Origin of the sequence: Marinomonas sp. KMM3893, assembly GCF_004352855.1 — a bacterium.
Classification (GTDB): Bacteria; Pseudomonadota; Gammaproteobacteria; order Pseudomonadales; family Marinomonadaceae; genus Marinomonas; species Marinomonas arenicola.
Map to the genome: position 1 here is coordinate 195017 of NZ_SJSC01000005.1, position 18220 is coordinate 213236.

Genomic DNA, 18220 nt, shown 5'->3' on the forward strand with positions numbered 1-18220 from the left:
AAACCGTCATAGACCTGAAACAGCCTGCTGTAATTCGAGCGCACAGGTTAAGTAATAGTTACGCGCAGGGGCGTTCATTTGTTGATCGGCAATTTTCCGTAACGCTTGGATACGAATGTATTTTACCGCGACTGAATCTTGGTTATGCATTAGCCAATCAGTAAGATGCAGTGCCCATTGGTAATCCTCAGCCTCCATGGCAGCATCAAGCTCCGCTAACACGCGAGCACTGCCCATCAACTCCAATAAACGCTCTGACTGTTGCTTCTCAGACAAAGGAAACAGATGCGTTGGGTTGCCATCAAACCAGCCCATTTTGCCTGAATAAAAAGCCCTGACAGCCCATTCAACCGTGCCGTAAAACTCTTGCAAATAAGGGCGGCTTTTTAACGGTTCAGGGAGACGAACAAAGACAACCAACTCATCGGGTGTCATGCCCTTGTTCATGCCTACAATGGATTGCTTAACAATAAAACGAATCGCATCTCGGTAATCGCCCAGACACTGTGCAACCTGCGTCTCACCAACCACTGGCTGACCATGTCCTGTGAGCATCAAACGCGCTCTTAACGACTGCATTTTATCCAGTGTATTTGCCCATACTTCAAAATCGCGATACATGGTGCCGCGAATGGCATACAGATTTGGAAAGGAGTGGTAAAAATTATCTGCTGCAAAGACAATTTTTTCTGCTGGCATCCAGACCATCATTTGGTCCATGGTCTCCCCCGGTGCCGCCATCAAATGGAACACTCGCCCACCGATCTCAAGCTCGAAAAACTCACCAGAAAAGGTGTCTGTCGGTACCACAAAGCCTGCCCCTAAACCATCAATGGGACGATCTGCTGGGCCAATACCCAAATTGATACGCTCTGTGCCAACCGCCAACGGCATTCCGAATTGGCGCGCGGCTCGCTTGCGCAAAACCTCATCAGGACTCAGCGAATCAGGCTTATGAGCTAATTCGTTCTGCAAATTTTCTCTGGCGTAAACTCGCACGCCCTCAGCAATGGATTCTTCCGCAAACACTGAGGAACCACCAACGTGATCTCGATGGCCATGGGTATAAATAATGGCCGCAACTTTTTCATCGGTGACTGTCCGCAAAGCCGCTAATATATTGGCGGCGGCAGCGGTACTTTCAGTGGTGTCAATCACTACCAGACCAAGGGTTGTACTTACCACTGAGACATTAGAGACCGCGTAGCCAATCGCAATCCAAATACCTTCTGATACTTCTTTTAGGCTTTTATGAAAGTGTTCATTATGTTGTTTTAATCTAGCAAGCGGCTCCATTAAAACACCCCCGCTGAGGTTGGGATTTTTCGCGTCTCTGGTACCTCATCCTCACTCCAAAAACCAGGCAGAATACCTTGACGTAATGACTTACCTACATTATCCACAAACATCTCCTCACTCACTGCTACACGGTTACGTAAAATCGAACTCCAATCCAATAATTTTTCCTGCATCTGATAACGTACTTGGGCATACCCTGCGTCCCGTCCAAGATCGACAAATTCTTTGGGGTCATTTTTCACATCAAATAACATCGGATCAAAACCGGGTGCATGAATGAATTTATACTGCCCATCATAAGCCATTGTCATACGCGCATTATAGGCGCTTCGTTTAAGCGCATTAGCAACCGGCAAACGGCCATAATCGTTCTCACAAACGATGATTTCTCGCTCCGCCTGGAAGGCTTTATTGTGTAAAATTGGCAATAAAGAACGCCCTTCTAAACGATGATAAAGAGGCGTCTGCCCGACCAACTCCATAAAGGTCGGTATCAAATCAATGGCACACGTCAGCTCATCACACACTGTGCCACGGGTGGCATCTGCGGCGGGAGATGGATCATGAATAATAAGCGGGATATTGATGGATGAGTCATGAAATAAATCTTTCTCTCCCAGCCAATGATCTCCAAAATAATCCCCATGATCCGCGGTGATGACAATACTGGTGTTTTTATCTAATCCTTTCTCTTCAAGATGTTTAAATAAGCGCCCTAATTCATCATCAAGCTGCTTAATCAGCCCCAGATAAGCAGGCATAACATGCTGGCGCTTACGGTCATCCGAAAAGACATTCGCCACCCCAAGCTTCATAAATTCACGGTAAATAGGATGAGGGTCTTCACGCTCTTTTTCAGATTTAATCGCCTCTGGTAAAACGATACCTTGATACAACTCATGGTAGGGAGCAGACACCACAAACGGCCAATGAGGTTTAATGTATGACAGATGAAGGCACCATGGTTTATCTGCAAGCTTATCTATAGTCTCAATCGCTCGATTGGTCATATAAGCCGTTTCTGATAATTCAGACGGCAAGCGAGCAGGTAGATGTGCGTGCTTCATGAAGAAACCAGAGCGCGCAACACCGGCTTCGTCTTCAACAGCATTGGCCCACTGTAACCAGGCATTCCCGCCTTCATAGCCTTGCTTTTTAACCCATTGGTTGTACTTTGGATCAATTTTACTATATCGCCCTAGCGGCCCTTCTGGATGCAAACCATCATCGTGCTCACCTTGTAAAAAACCGGCATTCGAAAGCGCTTTTCCTTGCGCTGACATAGGGTCAATTTGTAAACGCTTCATGCCTTCTGCATCTGGCTTCATGTGTGTCTTTCCTAGCAATACAACTTCCGTATCAGAGGGTTTTAAATAGTCGGCCAGCGTCCATTCAGCCACATGAAATGGCCAATCATTCCAAGTGGCACCGTGTGAGCGCACATGACGGCCGGTATAAAAAGAGGCCCGTGAGTTACCACAACTACTCCCCTGCACATAAGCATTGGTAAAACGCACCCCCTTGGCGGCAATGCGATCTATGTTAGGCGTGTCAATCACTGAGCGTCCGTAACACGACAAGCAGTCCCAACGAAGCTGATCCATCATGATAAATAAAATATTGTTTTGATCACTCATCATCGCCTCCTAGCGCATCAAGTCCGGTAAGCCCATGGCTATCACAGGAAAAAACAGAATCAGTGCCGCAGTAACCACCATGGCAAAAACAAATGGAGTCACTCCCATAAACACACTTTTTAAACGTATATCTGGTTGGGCAGCTTTAACGGTAAACACATTAATACCAAGAGGCGGCGTCACTAAACCGAGCTCAATCAAGATAATTACAATGACGCCAAACCAAATCAGATCAATCCCTTGAGCGCTCAAAGAAGGTAGGAAAATCGGAATAATCAATACTAAGATGCCAATAACTTCAAACACCATTCCAAGAAAAACACACAACACGCTAATCGCAACCACCAGCATTAAGCCATTTAGTTGCCATTCATCAATCAAACCCACCAACTGAAATGGTAAACCACTGATATTAATGAATTGACTGAACACCAAGGCACAAGACGCAACAGCAAAAATAGACGCAGAAATACCTGCCGCCGCACCAATTACATCACGATACTCTTTTAAGGTGCGCATCTTTCCCCTGTGTAGCGAAAACAAAAAAGCCCCAAACGCTCCGACACTGGCGGCCTCTGTTGGTGTGAACAAGCCTAAATAAATGCCGCCAAGAACAGTGCCAAAAAGCGCTAGAAAGCCACGGGCACGAAGCATAGCCCCCGAATTGGCCACTTTTTTCTCACTTTTCTCTTCGGTCGCTACCAAATCTGGCTTCACTTTCACCATGATAGTGATCGTCAAGATAAACAAGGTCATCATTAACAAACCTGGCACTATGCCGGCTATCCACATTTTGCCTATGTCTTCTTGGGCAAATATGCAGTAAATCACCATCGGCATACTGGGCGGAATTAAAATACCTAAGGTCCCCCCAGCCGCCACGGTACCAGCCGACAAAGAGTCCTTGTAGCCAAAGCGACGCATCGGAGGCAACGCAACCTTGGTCATGGTGGCGGCGGTTGCTACTGAACTACCACAAACCGTGGAAAAGGCGCCACTGGCAATGACTGTCGCCATCGCCAAGCCACCTTTGAAGCGCCCCATCATATGTTCTCCCAATTCATACAGTTCATCGGTTATACCAGCGCGGCGTACTAATTCACCCATTAAAATAAAGATGGGAACTACAACTAAATTCGGGTTCGCAATCAACTCTGCAATTTGCTGACTTGCCATAAAAATAGAAGATTCAAGACCTCGATAATAGGCAAAACCCACTAGACCTACGATCAAGGAAGCAAAGGCTAAAGGTACGCCCATTAAACTGATCACAATCAGAACAGCAAAACCAATTAATGCATCAAACATCTTTTTCAGCTCCTTTCATTGGCTTAAAGATATAAATAACTGAAAGCGCTGAAAACACACTAGTAATAAAGAATACTGGGGCTAATGGCCACTCAAGTACCACAGTTACCTCATCAAACTCCCAGGCTTCATAAGCGTAGACCCCCACAATGACAGAGAACATTAAAACCCCTATGCTTTCTAACAACCTTGTGACCCCATGGTAACGAGCACCAAAAAAGCGCACAAAAACACCTTCCATCAAGTCCACTTTAATATGACTTCGAGTTGATGCCGTCACCATAAACCCACCCCCAACAGACAAGGTCAGTAAAATATTAGCGATCTCATTAGAACCATAAATAGGGCTATTAGATAGCCAACGACACAACACATCCGTCACCGTCATTGACACTAAAAAGATTAATGCTAGTGCACTTAACCACTGACCTGAGTGATATAAGAAGCGATGCATAAACGACTCCACAGCATAAAATTGAGAGAGCCCCCCCTATGAACAAAGGGAGACAACTTGATTAATTCATCGTTTGATTGGTTTGATTGGTTTCTTTGGCGTATTGAGATGAGAAGTAATCCAACAAGTCACTACCATTGACTCCAAAGTCTTTAGCCTTCTCTTTAAAATCGACAAACAGAGGCTCACCCGCTGCCTTTAAAGCTTGATAAAATTTCGCCTTAGCAGGGATAACTTTGATACCATCAACTTCCATTTTAGTTAGTGCCTGTAAAGACGCTTCTTTTGCCGCAACCCCCACTTGTCGCGATAAAACTTCACCAGATAACTTACGAATAACCGCTTGGTCTTGCTCACTAATGCGCGACCAAGTTCGATTGTTAATAAAGAGAGAGAAACTTGTAGAAGTAGCAGAATAAGGGAAACGCACAATATTTTTTGTGTATGGAGAGGCTTTAAAATCCGTCACACTTTCAAATGAAATACCAAAATACGCATCCACAACCCCTTTCGCGACCACCTCACTGATATTAACGGCAGGTCCAGTTACTGGGCTGACGCCAATGTTTTTAATCGTTTCAGAGGTATAACCCGGCAAGGCCCACAAACGCTTAGACTTTAACTCTCCAATGGACTCAATGGGCTTCTCTTCCAGTCCATATAAATACCCCCCAGAAAAGTTGAAAACAGACAAAATTTTCACACCGTATTTTTTCAGCGGATTCTTAGCTTCCAGAAATTTCTCATAGGTTCTCCAGTTTGCAACCGATGCCGCTTCCGCATCATCCACCAAGAAAGGCAGAGAGGAGTAGCCGAGCACAGGCACTTGCTTTTGAACAAAGATATTGGCCATCACAGCGGCATCTGCAACACCAGACTTAACCGCTGACAATTGCTGTGGCGGCACAGCCAAACTGCCTGCGGGTATTACAAACGAGACACGACCATCTGTTTGTTTCGCAATTTCAGCGCACCATTGCGCTAACACACCACTGATAAAATGAGTTGGAGGGAAAAAGCTATTTAAAATTAACTCTTTGGCTTGTAATGCACCGGCACTAGAAATAATAACAGCGCTCACAGCCATCAATTTGATTGATTGTAGTAACATAACTCATTTCCTATTTTTATTTTAGTTGTTGTATTGAGTAGATTTAGACTATCAAACAACCTATTGAAAACTTAAGATGTATTTTTCGTTAATGCGATAACTTTTTGATATAGTCTAAGTAAAATAACAAGAGTAATAACTATGAAAATCAAGTCTATTGAAGCTTTTCTGGCTATAGCACAAAATGGCAGTATTCGAGCCGCAGCGCGCCATCTAAATTTATCTCAGCCAGCGGTATCAAAGGCGCTTAAAGCATTGGAAGAAGAAGTTGGTGCGCCTTTATTAGTCCGTGGTTCAAAAGGCATTGACCTAACTATTTTTGGACAAGCCTTTCTAGCAAGAGCGACCATTATTTCTCACGAAAGTACTAAAATCATTGAAGAAATCCAACAAATGCGGGGAGAGATAAACGGCTCAGTATCCATACTACTATCACCTACTGCGGCTATACAGTTTGCTCCAGCAACCATTAGACACTTTCGCCACTCTTATCCCAAAGTAAAAATTAAAATTTCTGAAGGCTTGCAAGCCTCTGCTCTCACCAAGCTACGAATGTCTGAAATTGATTTTGCCATCACAACCACCTCAAAATCGACATCACTCTCCAGCAAGGAATTTGAATTTCATCCACTACGTGAAATCCCCATGGTCATTATTGCTCGTAAAAATCACCCACTGAAGGATAAAACCAGCTTATTAGATTTATTAGAAGCAGATTGGCTGCAAATCACTTCAGGAGACCAGCACTCATCACTAATCAATGAATTCTACAAATCTCAGGATATTGCCCCACCTATATCTTCAATAGAGTGCCACTCCTTCACCAGCTCATTAGCATTAATAGAAAGCAGTGATATGCTCGGCATGCTGCCCGAAGCCCTAATAGACAACTCGTTTTATTCAGAACGCTTTGAAAAGTTTAATCTAGTGGAAGGCAACGCAGTCAATAAATTACAACTCATCTATCGCCGAGACATTCCCCTCACCCCCATTGCGCAAAAACTCGTCAACTATTTTTTAAGGCGTTATGCCCTATAACCTTTCAGTATCAACAAGCCACATACTGACATAATAAAAATGAGGGATTGATCCTCATTTTTATTATGTTTTATCCATTATGAAATCCAAGATAATGCCAAAGACGCGACGATGGCTCCCTTTTTATATAAGTAAAATAGAGAGAGTTTGAGAACGACCTATAAAGGCGGCCTATTTGAAATATTCTATTTAATTATAAGCTTATTACTTTATTTTTGACTGACCTTCTTAAATCTTCTATGATGCGACGACATGGCTACATCAGGGCAATATTTTTCCCACACATCAACGAACGAGCTTGCGATGAATAAAATAACGGTCGAACGCATTATTCCGTCATGGAAATGGCTTAAAACGTACTCATTGGACGATCTACAAAACGATACGGCCGCGAGTTTAATTTTTACTATTATGGTGATTCCACAAAGTCTTGCTTATGCGATGCTGGCTGGCATGCCTGCGATCACAGGCTTATACGCCAGTATCGTTCCTTCGATTTTATATTCTCTTTTCGGCACCAGCCGCACGCTCGCCGTTGGCCCGGTTGCTTTAAGCTCTGTGATGACGGCCTCTGCTATTCTGCCCTTTGCCGTAGCAGGCACCGAACACTACGCCACCGTTGCTATTCTGCTGGCGTTTATGTCTGGTGTGTTTTTACTGATACTGAGCTTGTTCCGCTTAGGTTTTTTGACCAATCTCCTGAGTCACCCGGTTATTTCTGGCTTTATCAGCGCCACCGCATTAATCGTGGTCATTGGCCAACTAAAGTATCTATTGGGCATTCAATCCGAAGGCAGCACCTTATTCCCGTTAGTCAGCAGTCTTTATCGTCACTTAGGCTCGACCAATATTCCCACCCTTATTCTGAGCATCCTTTCTATTTTTTCATTAGTGATGATGCAGCGCCATTTTGCACGCTTTCTTGGCGCGGTTGGCTGTTCTAAACGTACCGTACAGCTACTCGGAAAATCGGGGCCCGTGATCATTGTGTTCTTAGCCACTCTCGCTGTCGCCAGCTTCTCTTTGGATCAAGTTGGTGTGAGTATTATTGGCGCCGTTCCTGAAGCCTTACCCACCCTTCACCTAGACCAGATCAATTTACCCATGGTTAGAGAATTAATCCCTGGGGCTATTTTGATCAGTATTGTGGGCTTTTTTGGCTCTGTGTCTGTGGCACAAACTTATGCGGCCAAACGTCGTCAGGACATAGACCCAAACCAAGAATTAGTCGGCCTTGGGCTGGCCAATATTGGCTCTGCACTTAGTGGTGCTTTCCCCGTTACTGGCGGCTTTTCACGTACAGTACTGAACGCCGATTCTGGGGCAAAAAGCCCAATGACAGGAATAATAGCAGCACTGTTTATTTTGCTAACCTTGCTGTTTTTAACCCCGTTATTTTTCTATCTCCCTAAAGCCATTTTGGCCTCTATTATTTCTATTTCCATGCTGAAGCTGGTTAACGTGCAGGACTTACGTCACCTATGGAATTTTTCGAAAAAAGAAGCCGTTTTATTGCTAGCAACCTTCTTTGTTGTCTTGATTGAAGGCATGGAGACGGGGTTGATCGTTGGTGTTTGCTTGTCTCTGCTGTTTTTTCTTTGGCATACGAGTCACCCACACATCGCCATTGTTGGCCGAGTCCCAGGAACTGAGCACTTTCGTAACGTGCAACGCTTCACGGTTGAAACCCACCAGAGCGTGTTGACGGTCCGCATCGATGAAAATCTATTTTTCGCCAACGCCCGCATTCTTGAAGAGCGCCTACAGCAAATCGTGTCTGAAAATAAAGAGATAAAGCATTTAATCTTGATGTGTACTGCGGTCAATATGATTGATGCCAGTGCATTACAAAGCCTAGAAAAAATCCACACTCGATTGGCCGACGCCGGCGTGCAGCTGCATTTATCTGAGGTGAAAGGGCCTGTGATGGACAAACTAAAAGACACCCAATTGCTAAAAGAACTAAACGGTGAGATCTTTTTAACGCAACATCAGGCGATTAAATGTTTAGAAGGCTGCCAGCAAGAGACAGCTTAATAGAAGTAAAAACATCGCTGATCACTATCTCATCTAGGCTAATCAGGAGTTAGCCTAAGAGAAATAATGACCAGCGATGGGGTGAAATGAGCGATGTTATCCCTTAAAAAGGGCTAGGTGATAACATCATCCAACTTATAAATTACCGAATTTTCCGTTGGTGTTCTTCCACTCACTTTTCGGAAGGATGGTTTCCATCACATCCCAATGCTCGGCGATTTTTCCGTTATCCACACGGAATAGATCGTAATAAGAAGTGGCTTTTCCGGCGAATGTCCCTTCACTAATAACCAAGACAAAGTTCCCTTCTCCCAATACCTTATGCACTTTTGTGAAGGTCATTTTAATCCCATGTTGGGCCATTTCATCGATCGCTTTACCCAAACCAGATAAGCCATCGCCGATGGCTGGGTTGTGTTGAATATAGTGGTCGCCATCAAAGAATTGTGGCATTTTTTGATAGTCGCCTTTCACCAATACTGTATTAAAAAATTCGCTCACCAACGCTTTATTTTCAGCGGTTTTATCAAGGTCTGTTACTGTCAGCGCACCATCTAGTTGCGTGTGTCCGCTCGGGTTCGGCTTATCTGCTTTGGCAATAAGATTGTCCCAATGCTCAACAATCTGCCCGTTATCAAAGCGGAAAACATCAAACCCTACTTTCGGTCCGAAGAAGTTATAATCGGTTTGCGTAAAGACATAATCCCCATCTTCAAACGCACGCACCACCTTCACTTTCGCGCTGCCTTTTGGCAGAGCGTGCAAGACTTCACCAAAGCCTGCTAACCCATCGCCAACGGCCAAATTATGTTGCGTGTAATTTGAACTATTAATGTAACTAATGGCTTTCGTGTCACCCGTTTCAATAGAATTCAATACCGCTACGGCTTTGTCTTTATTTGAAATCATAGCGCTAGGCTCAGAAACACTCGTACTGGTACAAGCGCTTAATAACGCGCTGCTCGCGACAAGAGTGGCTAAAAGTGTTGTTTTCATGTTTTTTTCCTCACAGTTGAATATGTCGCTATTGTAAGGAAAAGCAAAAATACGAAGAGGTCAAAGTCAGCGATAAAATGGTAAATATCGAACCATTCGATAATCTAAAGAAAATCAACAAGCAGAATGAATGAGGCGATTAGGACTGTCTTTTAAATTGACTTGGTGTCATTAAAGTGTGTTTTTTGAAATACTTAACGAAGTTGGTTGCCTCATCAAACCCCAGCTCACCCGCGACCTGTTGGACTTGTGTATTGTCTATCGACAAACGTCGCTTGGCTTCTAACACCACATGAGCGTCAATGAGCTGCTTCGCCGTTAGGTTTGTCGCCACCTTACAAAGTTTATTAAGCGTTTTATAGCTGGTGCCAATTAGGTCTGCGTATTCATTCGCGTCTCGAATAAGGGCGTAATCGCGTTGTAAGCAGACCACAAAACGCTCGAAGCATTTAATTTGCGAGGCATTCATTTTATGATGATAAATGTCTGGCCTTAGTTCACTTACCTTGGTCAAGACCGCTGCAAAAAGCACCTTGACGTACTGTATGTTCATCGGCGTATTTTTAAATTCCGCCGCAATGAGCCCAAGAATACTATTTAACGACAGCGCTTGCTTCTCTGGCATCAAAAAGCTGGGGCGGTAGGAAGACAAAAACTGTGTCGGTGCGAAAATTCGAGCGTCTATCGCGGCACTCACTTCGTCCAAATATCTGTCGGTAAAAACCACCAAGATCGCGGCCGGCTTATTCAACAAATCGAACGCGTGTATCTGCCCCTTATTCACCAATACCAATGCGTCTTTTTCCACTGGAAAGGCGTGAAAATCCACAAAATGCTCACCGGCATTGCCCGTATAGAGGATCAAATTATGAAAATTTACCCTGTGTGGTTGATCGATATACGCCAACTCACCACTTTCCGCTCGGCGATAAAGCTGTTTGATATCAAACACTTCAAAACCTACCAGCGACAAGTTTGATTCTTTAAACTCAATCTGTGGTATCAAATTATTCATAAAAGTCCAGCAAGCTTATACCCTTTGTCTATTCGTATAACGGCTATCTGCATATTAACAGCACACTAGAAAAAATCCCCATAACGCATGCGATTAGTCTCACGTATTTTCTGCTCCATAAAGTCTAAAAACACCTTCACCCGCGCTGGAGTAAGGCGGCCTGGGGGTCTAACCGCCCAGATATTAGTTTCTGGATAAAAACTATATTCCGGCAGCACCTGCACCACGCGCCCCTCTCTTAAAGCGGGCCCCACATGCCACAAAGCGGCCAAGCCAATCCCGACGCCTGCTTCGACTAATTCGCTAATGGCATCCCCCCAATTAATCGTCACAGGACCTGAAGCAAACACTTCATGTAAATTACCTTGGCGATCTTTAAGCCGCCAGGTGTTTAATCGTTCAAAAGGAATGCATGCGTGGTTAGCAAGGCACTCAACAGTTTCAGGTTGCCCAACTCGAGCAATATAGTCAGGCGATGCCACCAGCACCATAGGACAGTCATCGATACGTCGCGCCAATAAGCTTGATGACTCCAGCTCGCCCATACGGAATGCCACATCAAACCCTTGCTCGACAATATCAACTCGCTTGTCACTAAAATCAATGTCTAGCTTTAGGTTCGGATATAAGCGCAATAACTCAGGTACAAAAGGCACTAGATAATGACGACCAAATGACGCAGAGACGGCCACCTTTAGGGTACCCTGAACTTGCATCGCATCGCCTTTAAAGACATTCCGCGTTTCTTCAATATCGTCCAAAATACGCCTAGCATGCTCGATAAACACCTGTCCATCGTGAGTTAAACTCACCGCACGCGTTGTGCGATGGAATAATTTAACGCCCAGCTCTGCCTCTAAGGTTTGAATCCGTTGGCTGGCATTGGTTGGCGATAAATTAAACTCCATACCAGCACGCCCAATAGCCCCCAATGCAGCTACACGCATAAATAAAGCCAGACTTTTTGCCTCTAAATTCATCCACCCCTACCCCAATACAATATGGTCAACTTATTATCCCGATTTTAGGGGTAATAAATCCAGTTTTAGCTCGATGATCTATTAAACTATAAATAATAACATGGCTCTATTGAAACAAAAGACACTCAAAGCGCGACTTTGAACAGCTAACTTAAGCCGCGCATGCTAATCAATAGGAGCAAGAAAATGAAAGCCATTGGATACCAAACACCTTCAAGCATTGAACAAGAGACATCATTAGTAGACATCACGTTAGAGAAACCAGTTGCCACAGGAAAAGATCTACTCGTGAAGGTTCATGCTGTTTCCGTTAATCCAGCGGACACAAAAATTCGCGCCATGGTTCCACCTCCTGCCGATAGCTGGGGTGTACTAGGCTTTGACGCGTCAGGAGTAGTCGAAGCCGTGGGCCCTGAAACAAGCCAATTTAACGTAGGCGATGAAGTCTATTATTCTGGTTCAGTGGCTCGCCCAGGTACCAATAGCGAGTTTCATCTTGTGGATGAGCGCATTGTCGGCAAAAAACCTACTAGCTTAAGCCACCCTGAAGCGGCGGCATTACCGCTGACTACCCTCACCGCTTGGGAAGCTCTATTTGACCGTTTAGACGTTAATCGACCAACCGTTCAAGGCAGCAAGCTTATTCTAGTTATTGGTGGCGCTGGCGGCGTCGGTTCAATCGCCATTCAGCTATTACGAGCACGAACAGATATGACGATTATTGCGACAGCTTCACGCCCCGAAACAGAAGACTGGGTTCGTGAGCTCGGTGCTCACCATGTGATCAATCATAGAGAACCTCTTGCCCCACAAATTGAAGCATTGGGATTAGGCGCACCAGGTTTTGTCTTCTCTACCAATCAAACCCACAAACATTTGCCTGATATCGCTGAATTAATCGCACCACAAGGTCGCTTTAGCATGACCGATGAGCTTGAGCCATTTGAAAGCCGTCCCTTTGTGATGAAAGCTGTGTCTCTTCACTTTGAACTTATGTTTACCCGTTCACTTTTCGCCACTGCGGATATGGATGAACAAGGCAAACTATTAAATCAAGTGGCTACATTGGTTGATAGCGGAAAGATACGCACCACTCTGACCGATATCGCAGGCCAGATAAACGCGGCTAATCTGCGCAAGGTTCACGCTCAGATTGAAACCGGCAGCGCACGTGGCAAGGTGGTTTTAGAAGGTTTCTAAACGACTAATATTGAGGAAATCTTGATGAAGTCACAAGGGAGTATAGCGCTTGTTATCTCCCTTATGGTACTTAAAGTACATTATCAAGACAGATATATTTTTGAACAATGACAGCGAGAAAAGATCATGGCGATTAGCAAAATCATCAAATTCACTATCAAACCAGATTACACTGAAACCTTTAAAACGGCTCTATTAGAAAACAGAAACGGCGCTGTTAACGAGCCTGGATGCTTGGCAATGCGCCTTTATACTGACAATCAAAACCCAAATATCTTCTTTGTTTACGAACGTTGGTTAGACGAGAGCGCATTTATATTTCATAGCACACAAGCTCATACTCAGCGTATGCTCGCCTTGTTCGATGATGCCCTTGCCGCCCCAATAGACAGCATTGACTTAAACGACACACAACCTGCACCCATTGCACTGAAAACAGCGGATAAAGAAGACCCTCTTTTTAACATCATCTTTATCTTTAAAATCAAAGCCGGTATGCAAGCGCGCTTTGTGGCGCAATTTGAAGAGCACATCAAGCATACTCGCCAAGAGGAAGGCTGTTTGTTATTTGATCTGTACACAGTGGATAATGACGACCAAACTTTGGTGGTGTATGAGCACTGGCGTAAAGAGTCCGATGTTTGGGACATCCACTTCCAGCAACCTTATGCCAAGGTGACAGGCGCATTAATGGAGGAAGGTGTAATTGGGGACATGGAACAATATATGAACTTTGTCACTCAAATTGCATAACCCAGTCACGGCTTAAACTAGAAGCTTTTTTACACTAAAAGATAAGCACAAAAAAGGGCAAACTGAGTTTGCCCTTTTTTGTATCGCTAATCTAATGCTTTATTGCTTAGAAGAGTCTATTAACCACATCAAAGAAGTAAGGGTCAAAGTAGCCTTCTGGGTATTCTATGTTCATGATGCGACCTAAAACCACGAGGAAGATCACCAAGCAAACGGCAATGGTAGACGATTTTAAATACGTCGCCTTCGCCAAATAACGCAAGAACAAGAACGAGAAGACAAAGGTCGTGGTGACAAATCCCAGCGTGTAATAACCGTAAGCAATCATAAAGAAGCCAACAATGTACACAAGGTCTGTTCTTAAGTTAGACGCCACTCGCTGATGTTTTTCTCGGATAAATTTCACAATCAGCATCGCCACAGAGAACAATACAATGGCAATAGAAATAATTGGGAAAGCTTTCGTCAAGGTCGACATATTCCATACATCAACCAAAGCGTATAAGCCGGATGCACCCAATACCGCTAACAACACCCAATCCGTCGCCGACACCGTTTTAACACTAGGCTCATCTGGCTCTAGACCGGTTTTAGGCTGCGTGCTGGCTTTTGCCGCTCTTCTTTTCTTCAGCATTGGAGGCAATACAAAGCCCAATACAATCAAGGCAGCCAGTGCAATTACACCAGGGCGTAGAAACCAAGAGCTACCGTAAAACTGAATGCTTTGGAAAAAGTAGTTTTCAGCGCCAGAAGAAAGCACAAAACCAATCAAGAAAGCAGGACGTGGCCAGTTGGCCCCTTTCATCATCACACCAATTGTTGCAATGACACCCAGCACCATGAAATCACCTAGACTGCGCGTTGCTTGATACGCAGCAAACAAGATCAAGGTTAAGATAATCGGCGCAAGTATTGAAAATTTCACATAGGTTAATAGTGAAATAGGTCGCGTAAAAGCAATACAAAAGATCGCCCCTAAAATGTTCGCCAACGCCAAAGACCAAATAATAGTGTAAGTCAGGTCTAAGTTCGTGGTGATCATGGAAACACCAGGCTGAAGACCCAGCAATAACATACCACCTAGAAAAACCGCAGCCGAACCCGAGCCTGGAATACCAAACAACAAGGTTGGAATCATACTGCCTGAAGCACAAGCGTTATTCGCAGACTCAGGCGCAATAACACCACGAATGTCCCCTTTACCAAACTGGGACGTGTCTTTACTGCCATTCATCGCGAAACTGTATGTCATCCAGTCAACAACCGAACCACCTAAACCAGGAATCGCACCGATCAAGCTACCAAATACAGACGATTTACCAACCAAAGGCAAGTTGGCAAACACGTCTTTGAAACCCTGTTTTAAACCATGACCTAATTTATTTGGCGTAGAAGCAATGGCTTTGTTTTGCACCAATAAGCTGATGATTTCTGGTAGCGCAAAGATACCCAAACCCACGACAACCAATGGAATACCGTCATACAAGTAATCAATGCCTAGGGTAAAACGGAACTCACCAGTGGCAGGCGCCGAGCCAACAGAACCAATTAATAGGCCAAAACCACAAGCGGCTAAGCCTTTAAATAAATTCCCGCCGGATAAGGCCGCAACCACACTCAGGCCTAATAAAGTCAGCATAAACAATTCAGCAGATGAGAATGCGAGTACCACAGGTCGTGCCACCAAAATGAAGACACTCAGTACAATCGCACCAACCACACCGCCAATCATTGAGCATAAAAAAGCCGCAGACAGCGCGCGTGCTGCCTGGCCTTTTTTCGCCAATGGAAAACCATCCATGACTGTGGCTTGCGAAGAACTGGATCCTGGTATCCCCATTAACACAGAGGTGAAAGTATCACCTGTGGGAATCACAGCAACCAACCCCATCAGCATACCAAGACCAACTGAAGGCTCCATTCCATATAAAAACGGTAGTAGCAAGGACATGCCGGCAATGCCGCCAAGTCCAGGAATAATACCAACAACAAGACCGACCAATACGCCACCCACCAAATAGACTAGGTGCGTTAACGATAATATTTGGTCTAGAGCACTAAGAAGCACAGCCATGAATAACTCCTAAATATAAAACAACAAACTACTTACAGGGTGTAATCAAATTTCTTTTTCAACCAGCCTGAAATCCAAGTATAAAGTTCAGGAGATACTGTAAGAGCCTCTTGAATGTGCTGTGCTGCATCAATGCCTACAATGCTTTGGTAAGGTCCCACTTGAACCGCGGCATCTTCAATGAATTTAGGGTCTTTCAACATAGTTTGAACAGCATTACGGTATTCATTGATCACATTTGTTGGTGTGTCAGATGGGATAAAGATCATTTTTTGGAAAGCGAAGCCCGCTGCAAAGAATTTAGAGTAAGCCGAATATTCTATACCAGAAGGTTGTTTGCCAAATTTCTGAGCATACACTTCTTGGAAGGTTGGTAGATCAGGGAACGCAGGATCACGTACTACTTTACCCTCTTTATTCATAACACCTAGAGAAAACAATGGAATCGCTTTGTCATTGTTTACTAGATCAACCACTGAGTTTAAGTAAGCAGACGTTGTTTGGAAGTCAATTTTCGCTTCGCCACGTTCAAACGCCAAACGACCCGCACCACGGCTTTTCATACCGAACACAGGTTTCACGTCCAAACCCAGCATTTCGAAGGCAATCAAGACAGGCAATTCAAGACGTGTTGGTCCTTGTGAACCAAACGGTAGCGTCATGCCATCTAATTTATCGATATCCGCGGCTGATTTCACACCCAAACCTGGCTGTACGTAAACCACACCACCCGTTGGGCTTGCCATTAATGGCACCCATTTATCGAAGTTATAACGCACTCGTTTGTCACCCAACATATATGGGAACAAGGTCGATGCCGACGTCGCTAGCATGGTGCTGCCATCGTCTTTGGCACGCTTGTAGAACAAGTTTGCGCCGGTAATAGAGCCGCCACCTGGTTGGTTACGGATAACCACAGTCGGATTGCTTGGAATGTACTTTGTTAGGTAAGGTGCAATAAATCGCGCCCACACATCAGTACCGCCACCAACACCAAAGGGTACCGTCCAGTTAATTGTCGATGGCACATCGGCTTCTTTTGCTTGCGCAGGCAACGCAAGTACACAGCTGATAGACAATGCAGACGCACAGACTAAGTTGAGTATTTTTTTCATGTTATCTTCCTTTCTTGTTTTTATAGTTTATTAATGCGCTCGATAAGAACGCACCAAAAGCGATTAGCTAAGATAGATATTGCCTAATAATATTTTCTTCGCAGTACGGATTAGCGACACACTGTCCAAGGCAGATGGGTCGTTTTCTTTGCGTCTGGCGCTCAATTCAATCGTGCCAGATGGGTGTTCCAATACAAAAACCGAGCTCGCTTCCTGAGCATCGATCAGTTTTGATGCCACAGTACCCGGTGTGCAACACGCGGTCACAATGGCGATACTGCCGGTTACTGCCAATGCTTTATGGCATTTATGCGGCACAAAATAGCGTGCGGTGATCGTGCCGCCATGCAACGCTGGTGACACTAAAATCGGCTTCGGAATGACAGAATTTGATACATCTCCCATGCCCATTAACTCACCCGCTTGCAAACGAATATTTTCTAAGCGCGCCATAAATTCAATGTCACTGTCTAATTCAGCCGGTGACTCACTGCCGGTTTTATTAAGATCTTGTGCATTGATTAAAACCACTGGTGTTGCCGCATCAAGACAAGTTACTTCAATAGAATCAATAACATTGATCAACTTACCTGTTGGTAACAACTTACCTGTTTTCGAGCCTTCTACGTTAAGGAAGGTTAACTCGATAGGTGCACCTGGTGAGTTTGTACCACTAATGATGGTGTCCCCGTCATACTGAACCTGACCATTTGGGGTTAACACGGTGGCATGGATAATCTTGCCGGTATTCAAATTATGGATGCGTACTGTTGTTTTGCCTTGAGCCGCTGGAAACAAGCCCGTTTCAATGGCATAAGGCGCGACGCCTGAAAGCATGTTTCCGCAATTTGGAGAGAAGTCGACTTTCTTTTCGAGAATACCCACTTGGGCAAACAGATAGTCAACATCGGCATCCGGATGAGTAGAAGGACCAACCATAGCAACCTTACTGGTTAAGCTATTGCCACCACCAATGCCATCTAATTGTAGCTCATGCCCAGATCCCATAACTTTTAATAAAACTTCTGCGCAGGCTTCTCTGTCTTGAGGCAGATCAGCGATTTGCAAATAGGGACCTCGAGAAGTGCCACCACGCATAATCATGCAGGATAGGGTTTGCGACATGTGAATAAACCTTATTGTTATTGAGTACCTTCTATTACAATGTCACAAGATTGATTAGTGCATCAAATGCAAAAATAA

At 44.5% G+C, this 18220-nt stretch carries 15 protein-coding genes; 4 read left to right on the forward strand and 11 right to left on the reverse strand.

What is annotated here, in order from left to right; translation table 11 throughout:
- Positions 1 to 6 precede the first annotated feature (6 nt).
- The 5 genes from E0D71_RS13360 to dctP all read right to left on the reverse strand — a co-directional run bounded on the left by E0D71_RS13360 (position 7) and on the right by dctP (position 5809).
- Complete coding sequence (locus E0D71_RS13360) at positions 7 to 1296, reverse strand: alkyl/aryl-sulfatase (RefSeq protein ID WP_133003813.1); 1290 nt, start codon at positions 1294 to 1296, stop codon at positions 7 to 9.
- Positions 1296 to 2936 (reverse strand): sulfatase-like hydrolase/transferase, encoded by a 1641-nt coding sequence (locus E0D71_RS13365; protein ID WP_133003814.1) that lies wholly within the window; start codon positions 2934 to 2936, stop codon positions 1296 to 1298. Before E0D71_RS13365 ends, E0D71_RS13360 begins: the two co-directional genes overlap by 1 nt.
- Before the next feature lie 9 nt (positions 2937 to 2945).
- Positions 2946 to 4244, reverse strand: coding sequence for a TRAP transporter large permease (locus E0D71_RS13370; RefSeq protein ID WP_133003815.1), 1299 nt, complete (start codon positions 4242 to 4244; stop codon positions 2946 to 2948).
- On the reverse strand, positions 4237 to 4698 hold the full coding sequence (locus E0D71_RS13375; protein WP_133003816.1) for a TRAP transporter small permease subunit: 462 nt from the start codon (positions 4696 to 4698) through the stop codon (positions 4237 to 4239). The genes E0D71_RS13370 and E0D71_RS13375 overlap by 8 nt, the downstream gene beginning before the upstream one ends.
- A gap of 61 nt (positions 4699 to 4759) precedes the next feature.
- Positions 4760 to 5809, reverse strand: coding sequence for a TRAP transporter substrate-binding protein DctP (gene dctP, locus E0D71_RS13380; RefSeq protein WP_133003817.1), 1050 nt, complete (start codon positions 5807 to 5809; stop codon positions 4760 to 4762).
- A gap of 141 nt (positions 5810 to 5950) precedes the next feature.
- Here dctP and E0D71_RS13385 point away from each other — a divergent pair, with 141 nt between their 5' ends.
- The gene (locus E0D71_RS13385) at positions 5951 to 6847 is read left to right on the forward strand and encodes a LysR substrate-binding domain-containing protein (RefSeq protein WP_133003818.1); all 897 of its coding nucleotides are present in this window, start codon (positions 5951 to 5953) and stop codon (positions 6845 to 6847) included.
- Between the two features lie 303 nt (positions 6848 to 7150).
- A complete protein-coding gene (sulP, locus tag E0D71_RS13390) occupies positions 7151 to 8884 on the forward strand; it encodes a sulfate permease (RefSeq protein ID WP_133003819.1) in 1734 nt (577 codons plus the stop codon).
- 135 nt (positions 8885 to 9019) lie between these two features.
- On the opposite strand, the gene E0D71_RS13395 is transcribed toward sulP, so the two are convergent.
- From E0D71_RS13395 to E0D71_RS13405, 3 genes are all read right to left on the reverse strand, one after another.
- Entirely contained in the window at positions 9020 to 9880 is an 861-nt protein-coding gene (locus E0D71_RS13395) for a nuclear transport factor 2 family protein (RefSeq protein WP_133003820.1), read from the reverse strand.
- 139 nt (positions 9881 to 10019) lie between these two features.
- Positions 10020 to 10895: a helix-turn-helix transcriptional regulator gene (locus E0D71_RS13400; RefSeq protein WP_133003821.1), complete on the reverse strand. Its 876-nt coding sequence runs from the start codon at positions 10893 to 10895 to the stop codon at positions 10020 to 10022.
- Between the two features lie 65 nt (positions 10896 to 10960).
- Positions 10961 to 11875 (reverse strand): LysR family transcriptional regulator, encoded by a 915-nt coding sequence (locus E0D71_RS13405; RefSeq protein WP_133003822.1) that lies wholly within the window; start codon positions 11873 to 11875, stop codon positions 10961 to 10963.
- A 186-nt stretch (positions 11876 to 12061) separates the two neighbouring features.
- Here E0D71_RS13405 and E0D71_RS13410 point away from each other — a divergent pair, with 186 nt between their 5' ends.
- The gene (locus E0D71_RS13410; RefSeq protein ID WP_133003823.1) at positions 12062 to 13075 is read left to right on the forward strand and encodes a zinc-binding alcohol dehydrogenase family protein; all 1014 of its coding nucleotides are present in this window, start codon (positions 12062 to 12064) and stop codon (positions 13073 to 13075) included.
- 126 nt (positions 13076 to 13201) lie between these two features.
- Positions 13202 to 13828, forward strand: a complete 627-nt coding sequence (locus E0D71_RS13415; protein ID WP_133003824.1) for a putative quinol monooxygenase — start codon at positions 13202 to 13204, stop codon at positions 13826 to 13828.
- A 106-nt stretch (positions 13829 to 13934) separates the two neighbouring features.
- On the opposite strand, the gene E0D71_RS13420 is transcribed toward E0D71_RS13415, so the two are convergent.
- From E0D71_RS13420 to E0D71_RS13430, 3 genes are all read right to left on the reverse strand, one after another.
- Positions 13935 to 15902, reverse strand: a complete 1968-nt coding sequence (locus E0D71_RS13420) for a tripartite tricarboxylate transporter permease (protein ID WP_133003825.1) — start codon at positions 15900 to 15902, stop codon at positions 13935 to 13937.
- 32 nt (positions 15903 to 15934) lie between these two features.
- Entirely contained in the window at positions 15935 to 17017 is a 1083-nt protein-coding gene (locus tag E0D71_RS13425; RefSeq protein ID WP_133003826.1) for a tricarboxylate transporter, read from the reverse strand.
- A 63-nt stretch (positions 17018 to 17080) separates the two neighbouring features.
- On the reverse strand, positions 17081 to 18142 hold the full coding sequence (locus E0D71_RS13430) for a 4-oxalomesaconate tautomerase (protein ID WP_133003827.1): 1062 nt from the start codon (positions 18140 to 18142) through the stop codon (positions 17081 to 17083).
- Between the last annotated feature and the right edge of the window lie 78 nt (positions 18143 to 18220).